General features: G+C 71.9%; 21 protein-coding genes and 1 pseudogene. 4 read left to right on the top strand and 18 right to left on the bottom strand.

The window, feature by feature from the left end; translation table 11 throughout:
* From EEJ42_RS17480 to EEJ42_RS17445, 8 genes are all read right to left on the bottom strand, one after another.
* The gene (locus tag EEJ42_RS17480) at nt 1-1,344 is read right to left on the bottom strand and encodes an ABC transporter substrate-binding protein (RefSeq protein WP_123100848.1); all 1,344 of its coding nucleotides are present in this window, start codon (nt 1,342-1,344) and stop codon (nt 1-3) included.
* A gap of 18 nt (nt 1,345-1,362) precedes the next feature.
* Nucleotides 1,363-2,571 carry an acyl-CoA dehydrogenase family protein gene (locus EEJ42_RS17475; RefSeq protein WP_123100847.1) on the bottom strand — a complete coding sequence of 403 codons (1,209 nt, stop codon included), beginning with the start codon at nt 2,569-2,571 and terminating at the stop codon, nt 1,363-1,365.
* A 49-nt stretch (nt 2,572-2,620) separates the two neighbouring features.
* Complete coding sequence (locus EEJ42_RS17470; RefSeq protein WP_184503141.1) at nt 2,621-3,808, bottom strand: SfnB family sulfur acquisition oxidoreductase; 1,188 nt, start codon at nt 3,806-3,808, stop codon at nt 2,621-2,623.
* Nucleotides 3,808-4,968 (bottom strand): LLM class flavin-dependent oxidoreductase, encoded by a 1,161-nt coding sequence (locus tag EEJ42_RS17465; RefSeq protein ID WP_123100845.1) that lies wholly within the window; start codon nt 4,966-4,968, stop codon nt 3,808-3,810. The genes EEJ42_RS17470 and EEJ42_RS17465 overlap by 1 nt, the downstream gene beginning before the upstream one ends.
* 53 nt (nt 4,969-5,021) lie before the next feature.
* Nucleotides 5,022-6,233, bottom strand: coding sequence for an SfnB family sulfur acquisition oxidoreductase (locus EEJ42_RS17460; protein ID WP_123100844.1), 1,212 nt, complete (start codon nt 6,231-6,233; stop codon nt 5,022-5,024).
* An 8-nt stretch (nt 6,234-6,241) separates the two neighbouring features.
* Complete coding sequence (gene ssuE / locus EEJ42_RS17455) at nt 6,242-6,796, bottom strand: NADPH-dependent FMN reductase (protein ID WP_123100843.1); 555 nt, start codon at nt 6,794-6,796, stop codon at nt 6,242-6,244.
* A 47-nt stretch (nt 6,797-6,843) separates the two neighbouring features.
* Complete coding sequence (gene sfnG / locus EEJ42_RS17450; RefSeq protein WP_123100842.1) at nt 6,844-7,983, bottom strand: dimethylsulfone monooxygenase SfnG; 1,140 nt, start codon at nt 7,981-7,983, stop codon at nt 6,844-6,846.
* 456 nt (nt 7,984-8,439) lie between these two features.
* Entirely contained in the window at nt 8,440-9,402 is a 963-nt protein-coding gene (locus EEJ42_RS17445; RefSeq protein WP_123100841.1) for an LLM class F420-dependent oxidoreductase, read from the bottom strand.
* A gap of 171 nt (nt 9,403-9,573) precedes the next feature.
* Here EEJ42_RS17445 and EEJ42_RS17440 point away from each other — a divergent pair, with 171 nt between their 5' ends.
* Nucleotides 9,574-10,110: a DinB family protein gene (locus tag EEJ42_RS17440; protein ID WP_123100840.1), complete on the top strand. Its 537-nt coding sequence runs from the start codon at nt 9,574-9,576 to the stop codon at nt 10,108-10,110.
* A 146-nt stretch (nt 10,111-10,256) separates the two neighbouring features.
* On the opposite strand, the gene EEJ42_RS52865 is transcribed toward EEJ42_RS17440, so the two are convergent.
* Both EEJ42_RS52865 and EEJ42_RS17430 read right to left on the bottom strand, forming a co-directional pair.
* Complete coding sequence (locus EEJ42_RS52865; protein ID WP_123100867.1) at nt 10,257-10,454, bottom strand: hypothetical protein; 198 nt, start codon at nt 10,452-10,454, stop codon at nt 10,257-10,259.
* A 5-nt stretch (nt 10,455-10,459) separates the two neighbouring features.
* Nucleotides 10,460-11,974 (bottom strand): MFS transporter, encoded by a 1,515-nt coding sequence (locus EEJ42_RS17430; protein WP_123100839.1) that lies wholly within the window; start codon nt 11,972-11,974, stop codon nt 10,460-10,462.
* A 103-nt stretch (nt 11,975-12,077) separates the two neighbouring features.
* Here EEJ42_RS17430 and EEJ42_RS17425 point away from each other — a divergent pair, with 103 nt between their 5' ends.
* Together EEJ42_RS17425 and EEJ42_RS17420 are read left to right on the top strand one after the other, a co-directional pair.
* Nucleotides 12,078-12,920, top strand: a complete 843-nt coding sequence (locus EEJ42_RS17425) for a helix-turn-helix transcriptional regulator (RefSeq protein WP_123100838.1) — start codon at nt 12,078-12,080, stop codon at nt 12,918-12,920.
* Between the two features lie 40 nt (nt 12,921-12,960).
* The gene (locus tag EEJ42_RS17420; RefSeq protein ID WP_123100837.1) at nt 12,961-13,719 is read left to right on the top strand and encodes an alpha/beta fold hydrolase; all 759 of its coding nucleotides are present in this window, start codon (nt 12,961-12,963) and stop codon (nt 13,717-13,719) included.
* Nucleotides 13,720-13,800: 81 nt separating this feature from the next.
* On the opposite strand, the gene EEJ42_RS17415 is transcribed toward EEJ42_RS17420, so the two are convergent.
* The 8 genes and pseudogenes from EEJ42_RS17415 to EEJ42_RS17385 all read right to left on the bottom strand — a co-directional run bounded on the left by EEJ42_RS17415 (nt 13,801) and on the right by EEJ42_RS17385 (nt 22,133).
* Nucleotides 13,801-14,604 (bottom strand): alpha/beta fold hydrolase, encoded by an 804-nt coding sequence (locus tag EEJ42_RS17415; protein ID WP_123100836.1) that lies wholly within the window; start codon nt 14,602-14,604, stop codon nt 13,801-13,803.
* 77 nt (nt 14,605-14,681) lie between these two features.
* On the bottom strand, nt 14,682-16,634 hold the full coding sequence (locus EEJ42_RS17410) for a GDSL-type esterase/lipase family protein (protein ID WP_184503138.1): 1,953 nt from the start codon (nt 16,632-16,634) through the stop codon (nt 14,682-14,684).
* Between the two features lie 205 nt (nt 16,635-16,839).
* On the bottom strand, nt 16,840-18,183 hold the full coding sequence (locus EEJ42_RS17405) for a glucarate dehydratase family protein (RefSeq protein WP_123100834.1): 1,344 nt from the start codon (nt 18,181-18,183) through the stop codon (nt 16,840-16,842).
* Complete coding sequence (locus tag EEJ42_RS17400) at nt 18,180-19,172, bottom strand: 5-dehydro-4-deoxyglucarate dehydratase (RefSeq protein WP_123100833.1); 993 nt, start codon at nt 19,170-19,172, stop codon at nt 18,180-18,182. The genes EEJ42_RS17405 and EEJ42_RS17400 overlap by 4 nt, the downstream gene beginning before the upstream one ends.
* A 121-nt stretch (nt 19,173-19,293) precedes the next feature.
* Nucleotides 19,294-20,391, bottom strand: a complete 1,098-nt coding sequence (locus EEJ42_RS17395) for a cation:dicarboxylate symporter family transporter (RefSeq protein ID WP_246096829.1) — start codon at nt 20,389-20,391, stop codon at nt 19,294-19,296.
* A 105-nt stretch (nt 20,392-20,496) separates the two neighbouring features.
* On the bottom strand, nt 20,497-21,063 hold the full coding sequence (locus EEJ42_RS17390; protein WP_246096828.1) for a GntR family transcriptional regulator: 567 nt from the start codon (nt 21,061-21,063) through the stop codon (nt 20,497-20,499).
* Nucleotides 21,064-21,142: 79 nt separating this feature from the next.
* Nucleotides 21,143-21,223: pseudogene (locus EEJ42_RS52860) on the bottom strand (GntR family transcriptional regulator); the annotation flags it as partial.
* A 97-nt stretch (nt 21,224-21,320) separates the two neighbouring features.
* Entirely contained in the window at nt 21,321-22,133 is an 813-nt protein-coding gene (locus tag EEJ42_RS17385; protein ID WP_123100832.1) for a class I SAM-dependent methyltransferase, read from the bottom strand.
* 52 nt (nt 22,134-22,185) lie between these two features.
* Between EEJ42_RS17385 and EEJ42_RS17380 the strand changes: the two genes are divergently transcribed.
* A complete protein-coding gene (locus tag EEJ42_RS17380) occupies nt 22,186-22,980 on the top strand; it encodes an IclR family transcriptional regulator (RefSeq protein ID WP_123100831.1) in 795 nt (264 codons plus the stop codon).
* The last annotated feature ends 236 nt before the right edge of the window (nt 22,981-23,216 follow it).

Here is a 23,216-nt window from a genome sequence, read left to right as displayed (position 1 = left end):
TCAGGTCTTCTTCAGGGTGGTGAGCCACGCCTGCTGCGTGTTCTCCAGGGCCTTCTTCGCGCTCTGCTTGCCCTGGAGACCGAGCGCCAGCTCGTCCACCAGCCGCTGGAGCAGCTGGGGCGACTTGGGCACGGTCGGCCACGGCAGCGGGTCCCCGGCGAGCCCGGTGCGCACCACGTCGTACGAGTCGGGGGACGCCTTCTTGAACGCGTCGGCATTGAGGGTGCTGGTGCGGATGGGGTCGGCGCCCGCGTCCGGCTTGCCCAGCACCAGCAGGTTCTGCTGCGCCGCGGTGGCCCACTTGATGAACGCGGCGGCGGCCTCCTTCTGCTTCGACGCCGTGGAGACGGCGAGCCCGAACCCGGCGTCCAGCGAGGTGCGCGGCTTGGTGTTGTCGCCGCCCACCGGGAGGGTGGTGACGCCCCACTTGCCGACCACCTTGGACTGCTTGGGGTCCTCGGCGCGCTTGGCGAAGTCGGTCCAGAAGTCGAGCATCGCGCCCTTGCCGTCGAGGAACGCGGGCGTCGCCTGGTCGAAGCCGATCTGGAGCGGCGAGGGCAGGGCGTGCGGGGCGGCGTCGAAGAGCGCCTGGGCGGCGGCGATCGCCTCGGGGGAGGTGAGGGTCGGGGTGCCGGAGCCGCCCTGGTCGAGGAAGGTGCCGCCGTATCCGGCGAGCCGGTTGGCGAAGTCGCAGCCGAGGATGACCGGCACCTGCTGGGCCTCGATGATGGTGCCGTAGTACTTGCCCTTGGCGTCCTTGGTGATCTTCTCGGCGATGTGGTGGTAGTCGTCCCAGGTCTTGGGCGGCTCGACCTTGTGCCGTTCGAAGATCTCGGTGTTGTAGAAGAGGATGTGGGTGTCCCCGTCGTACGGCAGGCCCCAGCGCTTGCCGTCCCACCGCGTGTACGTGTCGTACAGCGACGGCAGGAAGTCGGACTCCTCGATGTCCTTGTGAGCCCTGATGTACGCGGTCAGATCCTCGATGACTCCGCCCTGGGCCAGGGTGCCGACCGCCGCGTACCAGTACATGAACACATCGAACTGGCCCGCCCCGGACTGGACGTCGAGCGTCGCCTTCGAGGTGAGCTTGTCGTACGGCACCGGCGTGACCTTGAGCTTGGCGCCGGTGGCCTCCTCGAAGGGGCCCGCGAGGTAGCGGAACGACAGGGCGTTGGGCTGGTTGGCAAGGATCTTGAGGGTGACGCCGTCCAGATCGGGCTTGGCGGTCGGGTCCAGCGCGTCGCCCTGCGCGGTGCCGCAGGCGGTGAGCAGCGGTCCGGCGGCGGTGAGGGCGGCGGCGCCGGTGGTGGCGCGGAGGAGCTGTCTGCGGGAGAGCGGGGCCATGGCACGGGTCCTTGGGGTTCAGGTGTAGAGCGTGAACGGCGGATGGGCGCCGTTGAGGAAGTGGTCGCCGACCTCGCGCAGCTTGTAGGCCACCGGGTCGTGCAGCGTGTGGGTGCGCGCGTTGCGCCAGAACAGGTCGAAGCCGTACGCGGAGGCGGTGGCGCGGGCGCCGGTCACCTCCAGGATGCGGGCGGTGATGTCCAGGGCGGCCCGGGTGGCGGCCACCTTGGCGGTGGCGACGGTGACGGCGATCTCGCCGCGCTCCTCGCCGGTCAGGTCGTGCCCCCGGTCCAGGCCGCGTTGGACGGCCTCCACCGCCTCGTCGGCCAGGGCCCGGGTGGCGCGGGCGGAGACGGCCAGTTCCCCGTAGGTGGCCAGCACATACGGGTCCTGGGTCGCCGACGCCACTCCGGACAGCGGCCAGGGGCGGGTGGTGGTCCGGGTGTACTCCGCGGCGGCGGCCAGCGCGCCCTCCGCGATGCCGAGGTAGAAGTGGACGAAGACCAGCTGGATGGCCGGGGTCACCAGGGTGGCGAACGGGGACAGGACGCCGTCGTCCTGCGAGAGCGAGCCCAGGACGTCGTCCGCCGCCACCGGCACCGCGTGGAACTCCACGCTGCCGCTGGCCGACAGCCGCTGCCCGAAGTTGTCCCAGTCGTCGTTGCGCACCACCCCGGGGTGGTCCGGGTCGACGAACACGACCAGCGGCTCACCGGTGTCCGCGCGGGTCGCGCCGACCACCAGCCGGTCGGCGACCCGGGCGCCGGTGGCGAACGTCTTCCGCCCGTCGAGGCGGAAGCCCGTGCCGCTCGGACCCGTGGGGGCGAGCACCACGTCCGGATCGCGCGGGTTGAACGCGCCGCCCCACAGCCAGCGCCCCTCGGCGGCCGCGCGCTCCACACGCTCGGTGTGCGCCGCGCCGCCGAAGAAGCGCACGTTCCACGACAACAGGTAGTGGTAGCCGAGGAGTTGGCCGATCGACCCGTCCCCGGCGGCGATCTCGCGGATGACGGCGTAGGCGGTGCGCCAGTCGGCGCCCCCGCCACCGCGCTCGGCCGGGATCAGCAGGGTCAGCAGCCCGGCGTCGCGCAGCCGGGCGGCCTCGTCGTGGGGCGGGCGGTTCGCCCGGTCCCGTTCGACGGCGTCCCGCGCCAGGTCGGCGGCGACCTCGCGGGCGGTGGCGAGCCACTGCTCGTGGGTGGCCGGGGGTGACAGGGTGGTGCTCATGGCCGCGCTCCTCCTGGTACGACGCTGGAACGACTCGGACTGGCAGGACTCAGACGATGCCGTTGGCGGGTGGGGTGACGCCGTTGAGGGCGTGGTTGCCGAGATGCTGGATCTTCCAGCGGCGTGGGTCGTGCAGGGTGTGGGTGCGGGCGTTGCGCCAGTGCCGGTCGAGGTTGCCGCCGCGCAGCGCGGACCGGGTGCCGATGAGCGCGAACACCTCGCTGGAGACCGTCACCGCGGCGGTGTCGGCCTGGGCGCGGGCCGCGGTGACCGCGATCGACGCCTCGGTGGCCAGGGCCTCGTCACCCGGCGCTGCGCGGGCCGCGTCGATGGCGGCCCCGGCCCGCTCCAGCAGCGCTTCGGCGGACCGTACGAGCAGGGCGAGTTCGCCGAACTTCTGGATCACCAGCGGCTCCCCGGCCGCCCGGTCGGCCCCCGACTCGCCCCACGGGCGGGCGACGGTACGGATCAGCTCACCGCCCTCCTCCAGCGCGGCCCGGGCGATCCCGGTGTCCACGGCCGCGTGGAGGAACTGCCCGAACGCGCCGAACACCTCGGGCCGCTCGAAGGTCAGATGATGCGGCACCACCCGGTCCTCCGGCACGTGCACGTCCTCCAGCCGCACGCTGCCGCTGGCCGTGGTGCGCTGGCCGATCCCGTCCCAGTCGTCCACGACGGTCAGCCCGGGCGCGTCGCGCGGCAGGAACGCAGCGGTGAGACGGTCCTCCGGGCCGAGCGCGAACACCGGCACCCAGTGCGCGAACAGCGCGCCGGTGGCGTAGTCCTTGGTCCCCGTCAGCCGGAAACCGCCCGCCACCGGGTCCGGGACCAGCCGGGTGGCGAACTCCAGGGCGTGCCGGGTGCCCTTCTCCGCCAGCGCGTTGCCGAACCGGCGTCCGGCCAGCAACTCGCCGTAGAAGAAGGCGCGTTGCTCCTCGGTGCCGTTCTCCTTCAGGACCTCCACGAAGAAGAAGTGGTTCTGCGGGATCTGCCCGATGCTGGAGTCGGCCGCCGACAGCAGCCGGATGACCTCACCGAGCGTGCGGGCGCCCACCCCGGCGCCACCGTGCGCGCGCGGCACGGTGACGCCCAGCAGCCCCGACTCCGACAGCGCGTCGAGCTCCGCGTGCGGCAGCCTGCGATCCGCGTCGCGTCCGGCCGCGCCCGTACGGAACCCCTCGGCCAGTTTCGCCGCCACCCGGGCCGCCTCGGCCTCCGTGGCGATCACGTGGGCCATCATCGGCTCCCGGACGCGGCGAACGGCACCTGCGCGGCGGGCTGCGGGGCGGCGGCGGGGCGCGCCGGATGCGTCCACAGCCCCTGCTGCCGCAGGCGCGGCAGCACGCCCTCGCCGAACCAGTACGCCTCCTCCAGATGCGGATAGCCGGACAGCACGAACTCGTCGATCCCGATCCGGTGGTATTCGGCGATCCGCTCCGCCACTTCCTCATGGCTGCCGACCAGCGCCGTACCGGCGCCGCCGCGCACCAGACCGATGCCCGCCCACAGATTGGGGTGGATCTCCAGCCCGTCCCGGCCGCCGCCGTGCAGCGCGAGCATGCGCTTCTGCCCCTCGGACTCGCTGCGCGCGAGCCCGGCCTGCACGGACTTCACCGTCTCCGGGTCGAAGCCGTCCAACAGCCGCCGCGCCTCCGCCCACGCCTGCTCGCTGGTGTCGCGGGTGATGACGTGCAGCCGGATGCCGAAGCGGATCGTACGGCCCTCCTTGGCCGCAAGACCCCGGACCCAGTTGATCTTCTCCGCGACCTGGGCGGGCGGCTCGCCCCAGGTGAGGTACACATCCACATGGCGCGCCGCCACCTCACCGGCGATGGGGGAGGAGCCCCCGAAGTACACCTCCGGCACCGGGTCGGGCAGCCGGGCCAGCGAGGCGTCCGCCACCTGGAGGTGTTCGCCCGCCAGATCCACGGTCTTGCCGTCCCACAGCCCGCGCACGATCTCCAGGAACTCATCGGTGCGCCGGTAGCGCCCCTCCTTGTCGAGGAAGTCGCCGTACGCCCGCTGCTCATGGCTCTCGCCGCCGGTGACCACGTTCAGCAGCAGCCGGCCACCCGTCTGCCGCTGGTACGTCGAGGCCATCTGCGCGGCGAGCGTGGGGGAGACGAAGCCCGGACGGAACGCCACCAGGAACTTCAGCCGCTCGGTGTTCTGGCTGACCATCGCGGTCGTCAGCCACGCGTCCTCGCACCATGCCCCGGTCGGCGTCAGCGCCCCGACGAAGCCCAGGTCCTCGGCGGCGCGGGCGATCTGGGTGAGGTAGCCGACGGACGGCGGACGGTCGCCACCGGCCGCGGTGACGGGGGTCCCGTGGCCGCCGCCGACGACGTGGCGGCTGTCGCCGTTGGTGGGCAGGAACCAGTGAAAGGTGAGGGACATGGATGCGGCTCCGATCAGGGGCTTTGTCTAGGGATGTGACAGCTTGAAGGGGGTTACAGAAGGCCGTGCCGGGGCGGCCGGGTGCCGTTCAGCACGTAGCGGCCGATGTGCTGGACCTTCCAGCGGGGCGGGTCGTGCAGGGTGTGCGTACGGGCATCCCGCCAGTGGCGGTGGAGGTTGAGGGAGTCCAGCGCCGAGCGGGTGCCGGACACCTCGAAGAGCGCGCTGCCCGCCTCCACCGCCGCGGCGGCCGCCGACACCTTCGCGGTGGCCACGGCGATGGACGCCTCGGCCGCGGTATCGTCGGTGAGATCGGCGCGGGCGGTGTCCACCGCGCGCGCGGCGGCGTGCAGCAGCGCCTCGGCCGCCCGCACCTGGACGGCCAGTTCGCCGAAGCGCTGGATGAGCAGCGGGTCCTCGGCGGCCGTTTCGAAGCCGCTCTCGAACCACGGACGGCTCTTGGTGCGGACGAACGCCACCGCCTCCGCGAGGGCGCCCGAGGCGATCCCCGCGTCAATGGCGGCGTGCAGCAACTGGGCCACCGCGCCGTGCAGTTGGGGGCCGCGGAAGGTGAGGTGATGCGGCACCACGCGGTCGGTGGGCACGGCCACGCCCTCCAGCCGTACGGTGCCGCTGGCGGTCGTACGCTGACCCATGCCGTCCCAGTCGTCCACGACGCTCACCCCGGGCGCCTCCCGCGGCACGTACGCCACGTACAGCTCTTCGTTGGCGCCGCGCGCCAGCACCGGGATCCAGTCCGCGAACAGGGCGCCGGTGGAGTAGTGCTTGACGCCCGTCAGCTCGTACGAGCCGTCGGGCCGTGGCTCCAGTCGGGTGCGGATGTCCTGGATGTGCTTCGTCCCCGCCTCCGACTGGGCGTTGCCGAACCGCTTGCCCGCCCGCACCTCCGCGAAGAAGAACGCCTGCTGCTCCGGAGTGCCCTGACGGCGCAGCACGTTGATGTACACGAAGTGGCTCTGCGGAATCTGGGCGAGGCTGGCGTCGGCGGCCGCCAGCAGCCGGAACACCTCGGCGAGGGTGACCGCCGAGACGTCCGCGCCACCGTGTTCGTCCGGCACGGTGATCGCCAGCAGTCCGGACGCCGACAGCCGGTCCAGCTCGGCGCGCGGCAGGGTGCGGTCCGCGTCGCGCCCGGCCGCGCCCGTACGGAACTCCTCGGCGAGCTTCGCGGCCACCTCCAGCGCCTCCGCGTCGTCGGCGATGCGGTGGGCGGTTTCGGGAGAGGCTTCGGGAAGGGAAGACATGGCGGCCGTCAGCTCGCCGCCGCGAGCAGGGGCTGATGGCCCAGCGCCACGGAGAACTGGTCGACGACCTGCTCCAGCGCCTCGGCCGCGCCGGGGGTCACGAGCACCCCGCCGTCGGGGGTGGCGGTGATGTCCTTGTCGAGAGTGAACCAGCCCTGCACGATGTGCGCGGCGCCCATCGAGGACAGCACCGGCCGCAGCGCGTAGTCGATGGCCAGCACGTGCGCCGTGGTGCCGCCGGTGGCCAGCGGGAGCACGGTCTTGCCCGCCAGCGCGTACTGCGGCAGCAGGTCCAGCAGGGACTTCAGCAGCCCGGAGTAGGCGGCCTTGTAGACGGGGGTGCCGACGATGATCCCGTCCGCCTGCTCGACCAGCGTCGTGGCCCGGACGATGTCCGGATGCGCGAAGTCGGCGCCGAGCAGCGCGGTGGCGGGGATGGTGCGGACGTCGAGCGGGACCACCTCGTGGCCCTGGTCGGTGAGGCGCCCGTCGAGGTGGCGCAGCAGCCGGCCGGTGCGGGAGGTGGCGGAGGGGGAGCCGGAGATGGACAGGATGGTGGCCATGGTGGTCCCTTTCGGGGAAGTGGCGGGCGGTGGGGCGGGTACGGGGATCAGGTGAGGGCGGGCGCGGGCTCGGTGTCCGGCAGCTGTGCCTCCAGCTCGCGCACCAGCGGGAACACCCGCTTGCCGAAGTACTCGACCTCCTCCAGGTAGTGGAGGAAGCCGAGGAGGAACAGATCGACGCCGAGCCGCTTGTAGGCGACGATGCGCTCGGCGATCTGCTCGGGGGTGCCGATCAGCCCGGTGCGGAAACCGTCGTTGTACTGCACCAGGTCCTCGAAGCTGGAGTCCTGCCACATGCCCTTGCCGTCGGCGGTGGACTGCCCCGCCTGCTGCACCGCGTCGCGGAAGCCGTGCACCGCGTCGGTGTTGGCCTTGGCGACGATCTCGCGCAGGGTGTCGCGGGCCTCCGCCTCGGTGTCGCGGGCGATGAGGAACGCGTTGAGACCGAAGCGGGGCGCCGGGCGGCCCGCGGTGGCGGCGGAGGCGCGCACGTCCCGGAGCTGCTCGGTGACGCCGTCGAAGTCCTTGCCGTTGCTGAAGTACCAGTCGGAGACCCGCCCGGCCATGGCGCGGGCCGCGGTGGAGTTGCCGCCCTGGAAGATCTCCGGATGCGGGCGCTCCGTGCTGTTCAGGGGCTTGGGCTTGAGCGAGAAGTCACGGATCCGGTAGAAGTCCCCGGCCACTTCGGCGTGGTCCTCGGTCCAGATGGTGCGCAGCGCGTGGATGAACTCCTCGGCGCGGCGGTAGCGCTCGTCGTGCTCCAGCCACGGTTCGCCGAGCGCGGTGAACTCGCCCTTGAACCAGCCGCTGACGACGTTCACCGCGAACCGCCCGCCGGACAGCTGATCGGCGGTGGCGCCCAGCTTGGCAAGGACGCCCGGATGCCACAGCCCGGGGTGGACGGCGGCGATGACCTTCAGCCGCTGGGTGGCGAGCAGCAGCGCGAGGCTGAAGCTGGTCGACTCGTGCTGGTACTCGGCCCCGTAGCCGGCCATGTACCGCACCTGGCTGAGGGCGTAGTCGAAGCCGTTGTTCTCCGCGAGCACGGCCAGCTCGCGGTTGTAGTCGTAGCCCCAGTCGGTGCGCTGATCGATGGTGCTGGTGACCAGACCGCCGCTGACATTGGGCACCCAATAGGCGAAACGCAGCGGGTCGTTGCGGAATTCGGTGGCGGGATCTGCGGGCATGGGGAACTCCCGGAATGTGCATACGGGCATGGCGAATCAGCGCCTGGCGGGGAATTCAGGCGCGCGCGGAAAAGGGCCGACACGTGGCGGTCAGGCCGTCATGCGCGAAGGGCGGATGGCGACGCGGTAGGGCGGCGGCCGGTGCGAAACGGCCCTGGACCGTGTCTGGTCAGGGATGCTGAGGAGGGAGAGGGGCGGCGACGCGGAAGGGCGTTGCGGAGATCCGTCGGCGTTCGCTCAGGCCCGACAGCAACAGGACGCGCTGGAGACACGCGCAAGGTCGACGTGGCGTCGCCGCGTGAGGTCCTGTCGATTCATGGCATCGATACAAGCAGGGGAAAGTCCGGCCGGTCAAGAAGTCCCGGCCCGGATTCCATATCCCGGACACGCACACAAAAAAGCGGCCGGGCCGCGGAATCCCGCAGCCCAGCCGGTGTTGGTCGCGTCGCCCTGGCGCTACAGCTCCCTGAGCGCGGGCAGCAGCCGCTTCTCGGCCCAGTCGAAGAAGGGGGTCTGGTGGTCCCCGCCGATCTGGACCAGGGCCACGTCCGTGAAGCCCGCGTCGACGAAGGGGCGGATCTTCTCCGTGAACTCGGTGGCGTCATCGCCGCACGGGATGGACGCGGCCACGTCCTCGGGCCGTACGTACTGCGTGGCGCCCTCGAAGGAGGCCGGACCCGGCAGCTCGGAGTTGACCTTCCAGCCGCCGCCGAACCAGCGGAACTGGTCATGGGCCCGGGTGATCGCCGCGTCCCGGTCGGTGTCGTACGCGATCGGCAGCTGTCCGATGCGCGGCTTCCCGCCGCCGCCGTGCCGCTCGAAGGCGTCCACCAGGCCGGGCTTCGGCTCGGTGGCGATCAGCATGTCCGCCAGCCGCCCGGCCAGCTTGCAGGACGCCTCTCCGGAGGCGGCCAGCCCGATGGGCGGCGCCTCGTCGGGCAGGTCCCACAGCTTGGCGGACTCGACGTCGAAGTGGGTGCCCCGGTGGTTGACGTAGCCGCCCCGGAACAGCTCGCGGATGATCTCCACGGCCTCCTCCAGCATCTCCTGCCGGATGTCGGCCGACGGCCAGCGCGTGCCCACGACGTGTTCGTTCAGGTTCTCGCCGGAGCCCAGGCCCAGCCGGAACCGGCCCTCGGACAGCAGCTGCATCGTGGCGGCCTTCTGCGCGACCACCGCCGGGTGGTAGCGGACACTCGGGCAGGTGACGAACGTCGTCAGCGGGATCCGCGACGTGGCCTGCGCGGCCGCCCCCAGCACACTCCAGGCGTAGGGGGAGTGCCCCTGGGAATCGAGCCACGGAAAGTAGTGGTCGGACGTCACCGAGAAGTCGAAACCGACCTGCTCGGCCCGGACCACGTCCTCCACGAGCTGGCGTGGTCCGGCTTGCTCGGTCATCATCGTGTACCCCCATCGCATGGCTCCCGGGTACCGGTTTGCCCCGCTTTCAAACCGGCCTCCCGGGTCCTCGTTGCCGCCCGTGCCACCTGGAGTTACTTGCGGTAAAGGTGGATGTTCCGCACAGGGCGGTCGGAGCGCGGTGGTGATAACCGTTTCCCGGGGTGGGTGATGGCGTGCCAGGGTCGGCGGATGAGTGTTTCCCCTGCTTCCCGATGTGAGCTGCTGCACTGGCAGTTCGACCTGACCTGGTCGCTCTTCGAGTACCACCTGGAGCGCCTTGAGCCCGAGGACTTCCTCTGGGAACCTGCGCCCCTCTGCTGGACGATGCGTCGGACCTCCGACGGCACCTGGGCACCGGACTGGGCCGAGACCGAACCCGACCCCGTTCCGGTTCCCACGATCGGCTGGGTGAGCTGGCACATCGGCTGGTGGTGGAGCGTGACCATCGACCACGCCCGGGGGCGGGTGCCCCGGGAGCGGACCGAGGTCGTCTGGCCGGGTGGCGGGAAGGCGGCCATTGCGTGGCTGCGCGGGCTGCGCGACGACTGGCTGGCGGTGCTGGACGGGCTCGCCGACGCCGAACTGGACGCCACCGCCCCGTTCCCCTGGCAGGGCGACCCGCAGTACACCGTCGCCCACATGGTCGGCTGGGTGAACGCCGAACTCATGAAGAACGCCACCGAGATCGGCCAACTCCGCCTGCTGCGCGCCGCGTCGTCAGCGTGACGTCGGTGACGTCCCGCCGGGCTCCTGGCCGAGCCTGTTGGCGCGGTCGATCTCGGCGCTGTACTCCTCGGCCACGCCCGGACCGCGGCCAGGGGCGATGTGGCCGCAGTCCTCACGGTGGCGGAGGTCTCGCCGAGGCGTCGCGTTCAGCTGTCCCCGTCGTCCCCCGTGCTCCCGCTTCCGCTGCGGCTCCCGCGCCCCGACGCGCGCGCCACCTCACCCAGCGCCAAGGTCACGGCGGACACCGCACGCACCCAACGCGGCCCGCCCCGCGCCGCCCACACGACGCAGACACACCCTCCGACGACGAGCAACAGGACGCAGGCCAAGGCGAGCACGATCACGCTCTTCACGCTCCTTCAGTTGTAGTGCGCGCCATCCTCTCAGTTCGCCGACGGCCCGCCGACCGCGATGTGGGTAGCCATCGCAGGGTTACGGCCCCCAGCGCGGCATGCAGCAACCCGGCCACCGCGGCGACGGTGTGCAGACCGGTGACGAAGGCCGCCTTCGCGTCGTGTGCCGCGGCGGGGGCGAGGCCGGGCAGCTGGAGGGTTTCATCGAGCGCGGGGGCGAGGTCCGGCCCCTGGAGCCGGAAGACCAGTGCGGCGAGCGAGCCGAGGAGCGCGATCCCGAGGGCGTTACCTATCTCGTTGCTGGTCTCGGCGATCGCGCCCGCCGCCCCCGCCCGTTCCGCGGGGACCGCCGCGACCGCGGTGTCGGCGACGACGCTGAACGAGATGCCGAAGCCGACGCCCGCGAGCGCCGTCGACCCGACGTACCAGCCGACCCCGCCGGCGACCGTGGTCGGCAGCAACAGCACCACACCGGCCGCGATGGAGAAGTGGCACACGACGAGCGCGGCCCGCTTGCCGAAGCGGCCGACGGCCATCGGCGTGACGACGCACGCGACGGTGAGGACGACCGCACCGGGCAGCGCCAGGAGCGCCGCGTGCAGAACGGTCAGGCCCAGGACCGACTGGAGATAGACACCGGTCAGATACGCCGCCACCGACCACGCCGCCAGCGGCAGCAGACCGGTGATGATCGCGATCGTGAACACGCGGTCGCGGAAGAGCGAGAAGTCGATCAGCGGGTGGTCGAGGTGCCGCTGCCGACGGGCGAACCACATCAGCGACGCGGCCCCGAAAGCCATCGCCACGACCGGCGGGACCGACACCCCTTGCGCGGCCACGCGCTTGAGCCCGTAGACCGTGAGCAGCAGACCACCGGCAGACGTCACCAGGCTGAGCCCGTCGACCCGGCCTCGGCGCGTCTCGCGCACCTCGCCCAGCAGGACCGGCGCGACCGCGACGAACACGGCGATGACCGGGAGGTTGACCAGGAAGACCGACCCCCACCAGAACCGCTCCAGCAGCGCGCCGCCGACGATCGGACCCACCGCGAACCCCGCGGCGAACGCGGCCGCGAAGATGCCGATGGCCCGCGCCCGGAGCCGCGGGTCGGGAAACAGCTCGCTCAACACGGCCAGCGCCGAGGGCAGCAGCGTCGCCCCCGCCACGCCCATGACCGCCCGGCACACGATGAGGAGCTCCGGACCCGGTGCGAACGCCGCCCCGGCGGACCCCGCGCCGAACACGGTCGCCCCGATCAGCAGCAGCTTCAGCCGACCGTAGCGGTCGCCGAGGTTACCGAAGGCGATCAGCAGGGAGCCGACGGCGAAGCCGTACACGTCCAGGATCCACAACGCCTGATCGGCGGTCGGGGTGAGGGCCTGGCTGATCCGTGGCATCGCCAGAAACAGGATCGATCCGTCCATGGAGACGAGAAGCACCGGTCCGAGGATCACCACGAGCCCGAGCCACGACCGCAGGCCGGGGGAGTGGTGCGCACGCTGTTGAGTCATGGTGCCGACCGTCGTTCGGCCCGGGCGCGGCAGCCATCCCCATGCCGTGGGTATCCCCAGCAGGTACACCCACCGGCCGTGACGACGGCCTAGGCTCGGCCGCGTGGAGAACCTGGGTACGTTCCTCAAGCGCCGCCGTGACCGCATCACCCCGGCCGAGATCGGCCTGCGCACGTACGGCACCTCCCGGCGCGTCCCCGGACTGCGGCGTGAGGAGCTCGCCCAGCTCGCCGGAATGAGCGCGGGCTACTACACCCGCCTGGAGCAGGGCCAGGCCGACACCGCCTCCGAGCAGGTTCTCGGCGCACTCGCCCGGGTGCTCCGGCTCGACCGGGTCGAGACCGTCCACCTCCACAACCTCGCCCGGCAATCCGCGAAGACCGGCCTCCGCGAACCGCCGCCGGAGCAGCCCCATCCGCGCGTCCTCGCCCTCCTGGAGTCCCTCGGCGAGGCCACCCCGGCGATCGTCCTCGGCCGACGCGGAGACGTCCTCGCCTGGAACCGCACAGGCAACGCCCTCGTAGCCGAGCACATCGCCTTCGACGCACCCCGGGACCCGGCCCGGCGCCCGTCGATCCCCCGGATGTTCTTCCTCGACCCCCTCACCCGCGACCTGCACCGCAACTGGCCCGAACTCGCCCGTATCCACGTCGCCTACCTGCGCCTCACCGCGGGCCGCTACCCCACGGACGCGCGCCTGGCCGAGCTGATCGGGGAGATCACGATGCGCAGCGACGACTTCGCGGCGATGTGGGCCACCGGCGACGTCGCCGACTGCACCACCGGCACCATGCGGCTGCGCCACTCCACGGTCGGCGCCCTGGACGTGTCCTACCAGGTCTGGCTCCAGCCCGACAGCCCCGACCACCGGCTGGAGATCTACACCCCGGACGACCCGGCATCCGCGGACGCGTTGCGCATCCTGGCACACCAGGCGGCCGGGTGAGGTGTGTCCTCCGGACGTGGTGTCCGCTAACCTCCGCCGGATGACTCTCTCTCACGATGTGTCAGGGCATGGTCCGGCCCTGGTGCTGCTGCACTCCTCAGTGTGTGACCGGCGCATGTGGGACCCGCAGTGGCCGGTGCTGGCCGCCGCCGGATACCGGGTGATTCGGTGCGACTTCCGGGGATTCGGCGACTCCCCGGCGGCCGACCACCCGTACGGTGACGCCGGGGACGTCATGGACCTCCTGGACCACCTGGGCATCGAGCGGGCCGCACTGGCCGGTGCCTCGTACGGCGGCCAGGTTGCCCTGGAGGTGGCGGCCGCCCGCCCGGACGCCGTCACGGCCCTGGTGCTGCTCTGCTCCGCGCTGCCCGGACACGCGCCCGGCCCCGCGCTGCGGTCCTTCGCCGAACGGGAGGAGGCCCTGTTCGAGGCCGGGGACCTCGCGGGAGCCGTCGAGCTGAACGTGGCGACGTGGCTGGGGCCGGAGGCCGGTGACGGGGTCAGGGAGCGCGTCCGCCGGATGCAGCGGCACGCCTTCGAGGTGCAACTGACGGCGGAATTCGCCCCCGCCGAAAGGCAGGTCGACCTCGCGCGGATCGAGGCACCCTCCCTGGCCGTATCGGGCGCGCACGACCTGCCGGACTTCCGTGAAATCGCCGCCCACCTGGCGGACCGGATCCCCGGCGCCCGCCACCTGGAACTGCCCTGGGCCGGCCACCTGCCAGGCCTGGAACGACCCGGCGCGGTCGCCGACCTGCTGACACGCTTCCTCCGCGAAACGGCCCCCGGCGCCTGAACGCGTCACGGCCCAACGGGCCGTCAAACCGCGGCACGCCGCCGCAGGCGCTCAGCTCCAGCCGTCGAGGAACGGGCGGGGTCAGGCCGTGGCGGCATCGGGCGCGTCGAGGAACGGGAGGACCGCTCCGGGGAGCAGGGGCGAGATCAGGATGTCGTAGTGCGTGGCGTCCGGGAGGATGGCGAGCCGGGATGCAGGGCGGGCGGAGGCGTCCCAGCCGGGGTCCTGCTGGGCGCCGCCGAGCAGGGTGAAGAACTCCACCATGTGGGCGGGCTGTACGGCGTCGGCGTCGGCGTAGACCAGCAGGACGGGGGCGGTGATCTTCGCGATGTCGGACGTCCAGTCGTAGTCCTGCTGTTTCATCTCGGCGAGCTTGGCCACGAGCACCGGCCAGTCCCGCACCCGGGGTGCCAGCCGGGCGTACAGCTCGTAGAGGGGGGATTGCTTCATTGGCTCGGCGGCGGCAGCGGTCATCTGGTCCATCTGCGCCACGACTTCGGGGAACCAGCCGTCCCGGCGGGCCGGGGTGGAAACCGTGACCAGGCGGCGCACCCGGTCCGGGTGCTGGATGGCCGTGCGTAGCGCGACGTCCGCCCCGACCGAATAGCCCAGGACGTCCGCCCGCGCCAAGCCGAGGTGCTGGATCAGGGCGGCGATGTCGTCCGCCATCAGCTCCGGGCGCAGCGGGCGGTCGATGTCCGCCGTGCGCCCGTGCCCCTGGAGGTCGACCAGGAACACGCGCCGCCGCTCCGAGAGGGCGGGCAGGACCGGGGCGAACGTCTCGCCCGCCCCGAACCCTCCGTGGAGCAGCACCAGCGGTTCGCCCGGCCCCGAGCCGTGTTCCTCGACGTACAGGGACAGCCCGCCCACGTTCGCGTAGCTCATCGCCTCACCCTTCTGGAGATCGCTCGGTCGTCGAAGAGGTAGACCTCGGGGGCACGGGAAACTCATCGGTTGGTCCGTCAGCCGAGCTTGGCGGAGATGAGAGGGGCCAGGCGGGTGGTGATCGTGCGGTGGCCCTGGTCGTTCGGGTGGACGGAGTCGGAGAGGTCACCGGCGGCCAGCCAGCCGGTGGTGTCCACGTAACTGGCCCTGGCGTCGCCGAAGGCGGTGACGGCGGCCTGGGTCTCGGTGCCGAAGCGGCCGCTGAAGGTGCGCAGGGCGAAGATCCAGGCGCCCGGGTAGGCGGTGCGGACCTTGCGGAGCAGGCTGGTGTACGACGCCTGGAACTGCGCCGAACTCACGCCGCGCCCCACGTCGTTGGTGCCGAGGTTGATGACCACGGCGTTCGCCTGGTAGCGGGAGAAGTCCCAGGTGGGCGTGGTGGCGTTGGGGTTGAGCTTGGTGAACTGCTGCTCCAGGCTCATCCGGTCGTCCGCCGTGTCGACGAGCGCGGCGCCGCCCTGGGCGATCTGGGTGTGGTCGGCACCGAGGCGTTCGCCGATGAGCCAGCCGTAGGCGGTGCGGGCGTTCTGGGAGGTGGTGGTGCCGACGGTGATGGAGTCGCCGACGAACTCGATCAGCTTCTTCGGGGCGGACGGGGTGAAGGTGGTGGCGCCGCTGTCGAGGGTCAGCCCCTGGAAGACCGCGTCGCCGTGGTAGCTGCCCGCGATGACCTGGTAGTTGACCTGGAGGGTGTGGTTTCCGGCGGCGAGCGGGGTGGGGGTGAGGTTCACCGTGCCCTTGGCCTCGTCGAAGAAGACGGCGGGGCCGCCGTCGATGCTGGCCCACAGGTCGATGGCGTTCCGCTGCTTGAGCTTGACGGTGCGGCCGGTGAAGCCGGTGCGGAAGTACGCGCCCGCCCAGTAGGGGGTGTAGGCGGTGGCGGAGGTCGTGGTGTCCCAGCGACCGCTGAACTTGATGTTGGGGTCGCCCGGCTGGCCGGGGGCGGCGGCCTTCGCGGTGGCAGCGGACAGCTTGGCGTTGACGACCGGGGCCAGGCGGTTGGCGAACTTGGTGTGGCCCGCCTCGTTGGGGTGGCCGTTGCCGTCCTCGTAGTCGGTGCCGTCGGTGAGCCAGCCGCTGGTGTCGACGTAAGTCACCTTCGCGTCGCCCGCGCCGTTGCGCGCGCTCACCGCCGCCTTGGTCTCCGTCAGGTAGCGCTTCTTGAGGGTCTGGACGGCGAACAGCGCCGCGTTCGGGTACGTACCGCGGATGTCGCGGAGGAGGGCGGTGTACGCCGTCTGGAATTCGGCGCCGGTGACGCCGTGCCCGATGTCGTTCGTACCGAGGTTGATGACGACGGCGTTCGCCTGGTAGCGCGAGAAGTCCCAGCGTTGGTCGCCGGTGGAGCCCGTCTTGAAGAACTGCGTGGCCAGGCCCACGCAGCCGTCCTTGCCGACCAGGCAGTAGCCCGCGCGGGCGATCTGGGTGTGGCGCATGCCGAGTTGTTCGCCGGTCTTCCAGCCGTACGAGTCGAGCGCGAGCCGGTCGGTGAGGGCGCCGGCGGTGATGGAGTCGCCGACGAACTCGACGAGCTTGCCGGGCACGCGCGGGGCGGTGGTGCCCGCGCCCGCGTCGAGGACCAGGCCCTGGAAGACGGTGTCACCGGAGCGGTAGGAGACGCGGAGGGTGTGGGTGCCCTGGGGGAGGGGCGTCGGGGTGAGGTTGACGGTGCCCTTGACGCCCGCGTGGAAGACATCGGCGCCGCCGTCGATGCTGACGTAGAAGTTCACCGCGTTCCGGGCCTTGACCTTCACCGTCGTCCCGGTGAACGCGGTCTGGAGGTAGCCGCCGGTCCAGTTGGGGACGGCGGCGGTGGCGGAGCTGAGGTCCCAGCGGCCGGTGTAGACGATGTTCGGGTCGGTCACCGAGCCGTCCCCCAGGGCCTTGGCGGGGGCGGTGGGGGCGGCGGGCGCCGCGTGGGCGGTGGCGGTGCTCAGGCTCAGCCCCAGCAGGAGCAAGGTCGTGGCCATGACAAACGCTAAGAGTCTGCGCATGGGACGGGGTCCTCTCGCGGAGGGGGGTGGGATGCCTGGGAGCGCTCCCAGGCGCGGGGTGCGGTCACGATGGAAGCGATGAATCGGTTCAACGTCAAGGTGGAGCGCACACCTCGGGCGCACATCCGGCCCGGGCCGCCCCCTCGGCGGCCCGGACCGGACTGAAGGCCGAGCGGGCGTACTACCAGCGCGGAATGGCCGGGGTCACCCAATCCGGGTCGGCGACCCGCATCGCCGCGGCATCGTCGCGGTCCCGCATCGTGCCGTCGTCGTCCAGCCAGCGCTGGTGCAGTACGGCGAGCCGCTCACGGTCGAGCTCGACGCCGAGCCCGGGGGCGTCGGGGACGTCGAGACGGCCGTCCCGGAAGGTGAGGCGCTCGGTGATCACGTCCTCGGTCTGCCACGGGTAGTGGCTGTCGCAGGCGTAGTCCAGGTTGGGCACGGTGGCCGCGACATGCGTCATGGCGGCCAGGCTGATGCCCAGGTGGGTGTTGGAGTGCATGGACAGGCCGACGCCGAAGGTGCGGCAGATGGCGGCCAGCTCACGGGTGTTGCGCAGCCCGCCCCAGTAGTGGTGGTCGGAGAGGACGACCTGCACGGCGCCCTTGGTGAACGCCTCCCGGATCTCCCCGAAGGTGGTCACGCACATGTTGGTGGCCAGCGGGACCCCGGCGGACCCGGCCACCTCGGCCATCCCGGGCGTACCGCTGGTCGGGTCCTCCAGGTACTCCAGGACGTCCCGCAGCTCCTCCGCCACGTGCAGCGACGTGGGCACGGACCAGGCGCCGTTGGGGTCCAGCCGCATCGGCTGACCGGGGAAGCGCTCGGCCAGGGCGCGGATCGCGGCGATCTCCTGGTCGGGCTCGAAGACGCCGCCCTTGAGCTTGAAGGAGGTGAAGCCGTAGTCGCGGGCGAAGCGCTCGGCCTGGGCGACCACTCCGGCCGGGTCGACGGCCGCGTCCCAGTCGTCGGGCTCACAGGCGACGCCGTCCGGGTGCTCGGCCCAGCGGTAGAAGAGGTACGCGCTGTACTCGACGCGGTCGCGGACCTTGCCGCCGAGCAGCGCGTGCACCGGCAGGCCCGCCGCCTTGCCCCAGGCGTCCAGACAGGCCACCTCGAAGCCGGAGACGATCGACAGCCGCAGCTTGTCCGCCGTCTGGACGCCGCGCAGGCCGCCGACGTCGACCGAGTTCTCGACCCGGGAGGCGTCCACCGCGACCTCGTCGGCCAGGGTGAAGAGCCCGTTCAGGTCGGTCACGCTGTGGCCGGGGAGCTTCTCGGCCAGCGGGCGGGCCAGGTCGAGGTACTTGGTGTCGCCGTACGTCTCGCCGATGCCGGTCGTCCCGCCCTCGGTGACCACCTCGATGATCAGCCGGGGGGTGTACGGCTGGTGGACGCCCTGGGTGTTCAGCAGCGGCGGGTCGGCGACGAGGATGGGCGTCAGCCGCACCTCGGCGATGGTCAGGCCCTGGGCCTCGGGCGTCTGGGGGGTCGTGCCGGTCGTCTGCGCCTGAGTCTGCGTCATCGTGCGGCTCCCACGAGGTCGAGTCCGGTGGTCAGAAGGGCTTCGAGGTCGGCCAGATCGTCCGGGCCGGGGTCGGCGAGCGGTGCGCGCACCGGGCCGACCGGCCGCCCGCGCAGCCGCGCCGCGGCCTTGACCAGCGAGACGGCATAGCCGGGGACGCGGTCGCGCAGCTCGACCAGGGGTACGTAGAAGTCACGCAGCAGCCGCTCCACCGTAGCGTCGTCGCCGTCGCGCTGGGCGGTGAAGAAGGCGTTCGCGATCTCGGGGGCGAAGGCGTGCACGGCCGACGAGTACGCGGTGATGCCGATGCTGGCGTACGGGCGGGCCTGGACCTCGGCGGTCGCTGCGCCGTTGAAGAACAGGAAGTCCTCCGGCGCGGCCAGCTTCAGGCGCTGGAGCCGGTCCAGATCGCTGTGCCCGTCCTTGAGTCCGATGACACCCGGGATCGTGGCCAGCTCGCGCAGCCCGTCCATGGTGAAGGCGACCTGGTCGCGCTGGTACGCGATCAGCGGCAGCCGGGTGCGGGCGGCGATCTGCCGGATCTGCTCGACCAGCCCCGACTGCGGGCCCTTCACCAGATAGTGCGGCAGGACGAGCGCTGCGTCCGCGCCCGCCTCCTCCGCGATCCGGGCGAACCGTGCCGCCTGGGCCCAGCCGTAGCCGATCCCGGCGACGACCGGCAGCCGGCCGTCGGCCTCGCGGACGGCCGCGGTGATGACCTCGCGGTACTCGTCCTCGTCCAGGGAGAAGAACTCCCCCGTGCCGCACGCCGGGAAGATCGCGCCCGGGCCGGTCTCGATCTGCATCGCGAGGTAATCGCGGAACGCGGGCACGTCGAGCGCGGCCGCGCCGTTGCCCGCGCCCCCCTTACCGCCCTCGTCCCCCTTGTCGCCGGTGAAGCTGGTCAGCGGGAACGAGAGCACGCCGCTCGCCATCCCGTCGCGCAGCCGGGCCGCCGTCGTCGCCGCATCGGCCGTGAGGGCCGTCATGACTCGTCTCCCTATGTAGATGGCGTCTACGTATGAAGATAGAGATTAGGAATGTGCAGGCGGGGGCGTCAATAGGCGGGACTCGCCCGCGGCGACGCGAAAGGTCCCCGGACCCGAGCCGTCAGTCGGATCCGGGGGCCTGGTGCCGCTGGTCAGCGGTGCCGCCGGACACGGTGGCGGCGCCCTTGGACGTCAGCAGCATGATGAGCAGCAGGCCGAGCTGCTCGGGCAGGCCCATCGGGATGCCGTAGGCGTTGGCGACGAAGAGGGTGCAGAGGGAGAGGTAGAGGGAGGTGCCGTCGAGGTTGAAGGCGTAGCCGGTGGGCACGACCAGGCCGACGCTCTGCTTCGAACACCCGATCCTGGTCAGCTTCTTCAGCAGCCCGGGCAGCGCGGCCTCGGAGGACGCGGTGCCCAGTACGAGCGTCATCTCGACGCGTACGTACCGCAGGATGCGCCAGATGTTGAATCCGGCGAGCAGACAGACCAGCCCCAGGACGCCGAACACGAACACGGCGACGACCAGCCAGTACTGGAGGACGAGTTCGGTCAGGGCCAGGAGCATCGTGCCGCCGCTGGTGCCCACCGAGTACGCGATGGCGCCGAAGGCCCCGACCGGGGCGAGCTTCATGACGACGTTGACGAAGGCGAAGAACGCCTCCGAGACGACTTCGAGGCCGGAGTTGACGCGCTCCTGCATATGCGGCTCGAGCGCCAGCAGACCGATGCCGAACAGGACGGCCACGACGACGACCTGGAGGAGCTGGCCGGAGGAGAAGGCGCCGACGAAGTTGTCGGGGACGATGTCCCGGATGAAGGCGGTGACCCCGTGCTCGCCCTCGCCCGCCGAGGGCGCCTGCGCCGCGTCGGCGCCGGGGGAGAGGTGGCCCGCGCCCTTTCCCACGCCGAACAGGTTCGCGGCCACCAGGCCGAGGAGCAGGGCGACGGTGGAGACGACCTCGAAGTAGACGAGCGCCACGAACCCGAGGCGGCCGGCCTTCTTCAGATCTCCGGCCGAGGCGATGCCCATGACGACGGTGAAGAAGACCAGCGGCGCGACCCCGGCTTTGATCAGCGCCAGGAACAGATCACCGACGATCTTCAGGTCGGCCGCGAAGCCGGGGAAGGCGAAGCCGACCGCGATACCCAGGGCCATCGCGATGACGACCTGCGCCATCAGGCCCCGGTACCAGCGTGTCTGCGCCGTGCGGGCTGTCATGCGGCACCTTCTTGTCTAGACACAAATCATGTCTAGACAAGGATGGCCATGGCGAGGCGTGTGTCAAGGGGTGTGTCACACATGAGCGGGCGGTCGCGCGTCGCGCTACCGCCGCTGGAGAACCGTCTCGTAGACGAACCGGTCACCGGCGTGGGTGCTCACCGTGACTTCGAAGAGGGCGCCCGAGGCGTCGTAGTAGCGGCGTACGAACTCCAGCCCCGGGCTCCCCGGCTCCACCCCGAGGTGCGCCGCCGCCTCCGCCGGAACGCCCACCGCCCGGACCTGCTGCACCACCCGCTCCACGGCACGCCCCGTGCGGGCCTCGATCGAGTCGGCGATCAGTCGGCCGCTCTCCTCCAGATCCCCGGCGACGGCCTTGGCGTCCCCCGGCTCCAGATACACCCGCGCCCAGGACACGACCTCGTCAGGGGTTCCGGGATCCCGCCGGGTGGAGGTGATGCACACCTGCCGGGCCCCCTCGGCGAGTCCGGTGACGGCCGAGAGCTCGGCGTCCACCGTCACGGGCTCCACCGACAGGACGCTCCGCACGGCGGCCTCGCCGTACTGGGTCAGGTCCTCCACGCTCCCCAGGTGCGTGGTGAACGCGGCCACCGGTGTCGAGCGCTCCACCCGGGTGCCGGTCCCCGGATGGCGGGAGATGAGCCCGGCCACCTCCAGACGGCGCAGCGACCGCNGAGATGAGCCCGGCCACCTCCAGACGGCGCAGCGACCGCCGCAGCGTCTCCCGGGAGACGCCGTACTCGGCCGCCAGTTCGGGCTCGGTGGGCAGCAGCTCGCCCACGGGCCACCGCCCGGCGGCGAGCTTCTTCATGAGGTCGTCGGCGATCACCACGTACCGCGGCTGCCCCACGACGAACTCCTCGCTTGCTCCGGACTTTCCCTCGAAATCCTAGAACACCGCCGCGGTCTCACCCGGCGCGCCGTCCGGCGCGGAGGACGCTCAGATAACGGCGTGGTGCCCGGCCGCCCATCCGGGTGCGGATGCGCTCGGCGACGGCGTCGAGCAGGGGTTCGCGGACGTCGCGGTCGAGCCTCCGGTACGGCGACGTCGAGCGGAGGAGATCGGCGAAGCCGTCGCCGTCGCACCACTGCACGGTCGGGTACCAGCGCACGGTCGTCGGGCCGAACCATCCGCCGGGATCGCCGACCAGCCCCCAGCCCTTGTCAGTGGTGCGCACCTCGTCCTCGAGCGGCGGATGACCCCAGTCCGGGTTCCCGGGGCAGAACCGCTCGTGGAGATCGGCCGTCTCGGCGTACACCTCCGGCACTCCCGGCCGGCGGACCACGACGTGGCCGAGCAGCGCCATCCAGCCGCCGGGGCGGAGCACGTCATGCGCGCGCCGCCAGCCGATCGACGGGTCCACCCAGTGCCAGGACGACGCGGCCACCAGGACGTCGAAGCGGCCGCCGCGGTCGTCCCACTCCTCGAATGTCGACCTCTCGACCTCGACATTGCGGAAGGCGGCCAGTCGTCGGCGGGCGAGTGCCGCCATGTCCGCTCCCGGCTCGATGGCGGTCACCGGGCACCCGAGCGCCGCCAGCGAGCGCGTCGCCTGCCCGGTACCGCAGCCCACCTCGAGCACCGACGACCCTTCGTCCATGCCGGTGACGGCGGCGAGATCCGTGAACAGCTGACCGGGGTATCCCGGCCGGACCCGGTCGTACAGCTCCGGCACCTCGTTGAACACCCGACCGAGGCCGCGTGGGTCCGGGTCTGTCATCGCATCCTCCTGCCGGCATTGTGCACGGCGGCCGAGCATTACGATGCGACCCATGGCGGAAACCGGTGGCGTACGCGAAGTGAAATCGGCGGGCCGCACCGTGCAGCTCCTCGAACTGCTCGCGGCCCGCGGCGACCAGCCCGCCCGGCTCCGGGAGCTGGCCGAGGAGATGGACGTGCCGCGCAGCAGCATGTACGCGCTGCTCCAGACGCTCATCGACCGCGGGTGGGTGCGCACCGACGTCACCGGCTCGCTGTACGGCATCGGCATCCGGGCCCTGCTCACGGGGACGAGCTACCTCGACAGCGACCCGCGGGTGCGGGCCGCACGGCCCTACCTGGACGAGGCGTCCGACGCCCTCGGCGAGACCATCCACTTCGCCCGGCTGGACGGCGGCGACGTCGTCTACCTCGCCACCCGCGAGTCGCACGAATACCTGCGGCCCTTCAGCCGGGTCGGTCGCCGCCTCCCCTCGTACGCCGGAGCCCTCGGCAAGGCGCTGCTCGCGGAACGCCCCGACGACGAACTCCCCTTGCCGGACGGCCCCTTGGAGCCGCTGACCCCGAAGACCCACCGGGACCGGGCGTCCCTGACCGCCGACCTGGCCCGCACCCGGGAACGGGGCTATGCGGTCGACCGCGAGGAGGGCGTCACCGGCATCGTGGGCTTCGGCTTCGCCCTGCGGTACGACGACCCGGCGGTCGACGCCATCAGCTGCTCGGTGCCGACGGCCCGGCTGGGGGCGGCGGGCCGGGAGGAGCGGATCGTGGCGGTGATGCGGGAGATTCGCGAGAAGATCGAGGCCGTGGCCCCGAGGGTGGGCGGGTCGGCCACGCAGTGGCGCTAGCGGTGGCCTTTCCCTCGCAGGCCGCGGAACAGGGGCCGGGCCCGGCCCCCGGCCCTCGCCGCACACGCCCGGCCCGGGCTGCGGGTGGGACGGCGGCGTGCTGTCGGTCGGGGGGTGTTGTTCCCCTACCCCGCCCCTTCCCGAATCCGAGGGCAAGCCCCCGGGCCCCCGGCCCGGCTCCAGTCGCGGGCGGCCGCGCCCCCGGGGCTGGCGCGGCCTCAACTCCGGCCTGGGGC

Origin of the sequence: Streptomyces botrytidirepellens (assembly GCF_003721215.1) — a bacterium.
GTDB lineage: Bacteria > Actinomycetota > Actinomycetes > Streptomycetales > Streptomycetaceae > Streptomyces > Streptomyces himastatinicus.
The sequence above is the reverse complement of the archived record's forward strand: the minus strand, read 5'-3'. Positions and strand labels throughout refer to the sequence as shown.

What these genes read in the sequence shown, in the direction of transcription:
- EEJ42_RS17385 (WP_123100832.1), bottom strand. Translation starts at nt 22,133, where the DNA reads ATGACAGACCCGGACCCACGCGGCCTCGGTCGGGTGTTCAACGAGGTG.
- EEJ42_RS17410 (WP_184503138.1), bottom strand. Translation starts at nt 16,634, where the DNA reads ATGGCCACGACCTTGCTCCTGCTGGGGCTGAGCCTGAGCACCGCCACC.
- ssuE (WP_123100843.1), bottom strand. Translation starts at nt 6,796, where the DNA reads ATGGCCACCATCCTGTCCATCTCCGGCTCCCCCTCCGCCACCTCCCGC.
- EEJ42_RS17420 (WP_123100837.1), top strand. Translation starts at nt 12,961, where the DNA reads ATGACTCTCTCTCACGATGTGTCAGGGCATGGTCCGGCCCTGGTGCTG.
- EEJ42_RS17470 (WP_184503141.1), bottom strand. Translation starts at nt 3,808, where the DNA reads ATGGCCCACGTGATCGCCACGGAGGCCGAGGCGGCCCGGGTGGCGGCG.
- EEJ42_RS17480 (WP_123100848.1), bottom strand. Translation starts at nt 1,344, where the DNA reads ATGGCCCCGCTCTCCCGCAGACAGCTCCTCCGCGCCACCACCGGCGCC.
- EEJ42_RS17405 (WP_123100834.1), bottom strand. Translation starts at nt 18,183, where the DNA reads ATGACGCAGACTCAGGCGCAGACGACCGGCACGACCCCCCAGACGCCC.
- EEJ42_RS17400 (WP_123100833.1), bottom strand. Translation starts at nt 19,172, where the DNA reads ATGACGGCCCTCACGGCCGATGCGGCGACGACGGCGGCCCGGCTGCGC.
- sfnG (WP_123100842.1), bottom strand. Translation starts at nt 7,983, where the DNA reads ATGCCCGCAGATCCCGCCACCGAATTCCGCAACGACCCGCTGCGTTTC.
- EEJ42_RS17380 (WP_123100831.1), top strand. Translation starts at nt 22,186, where the DNA reads ATGGCGGAAACCGGTGGCGTACGCGAAGTGAAATCGGCGGGCCGCACC.
- EEJ42_RS17415 (WP_123100836.1), bottom strand. Translation starts at nt 14,604, where the DNA reads ATGAGCTACGCGAACGTGGGCGGGCTGTCCCTGTACGTCGAGGAACAC.
- EEJ42_RS17440 (WP_123100840.1), top strand. Translation starts at nt 9,574, where the DNA reads ATGAGTGTTTCCCCTGCTTCCCGATGTGAGCTGCTGCACTGGCAGTTC.
- EEJ42_RS17430 (WP_123100839.1), bottom strand. Translation starts at nt 11,974, where the DNA reads ATGACTCAACAGCGTGCGCACCACTCCCCCGGCCTGCGGTCGTGGCTC.
- EEJ42_RS17460 (WP_123100844.1), bottom strand. Translation starts at nt 6,233, where the DNA reads ATGTCTTCCCTTCCCGAAGCCTCTCCCGAAACCGCCCACCGCATCGCC.
- EEJ42_RS17475 (WP_123100847.1), bottom strand. Translation starts at nt 2,571, where the DNA reads ATGAGCACCACCCTGTCACCCCCGGCCACCCACGAGCAGTGGCTCGCC.
- EEJ42_RS17445 (WP_123100841.1), bottom strand. Translation starts at nt 9,402, where the DNA reads ATGCGATGGGGGTACACGATGATGACCGAGCAAGCCGGACCACGCCAG.
- EEJ42_RS17395 (WP_246096829.1), bottom strand. Translation starts at nt 20,391, where the DNA reads ATGACAGCCCGCACGGCGCAGACACGCTGGTACCGGGGCCTGATGGCG.
- EEJ42_RS17465 (WP_123100845.1), bottom strand. Translation starts at nt 4,968, where the DNA reads ATGTCCCTCACCTTTCACTGGTTCCTGCCCACCAACGGCGACAGCCGC.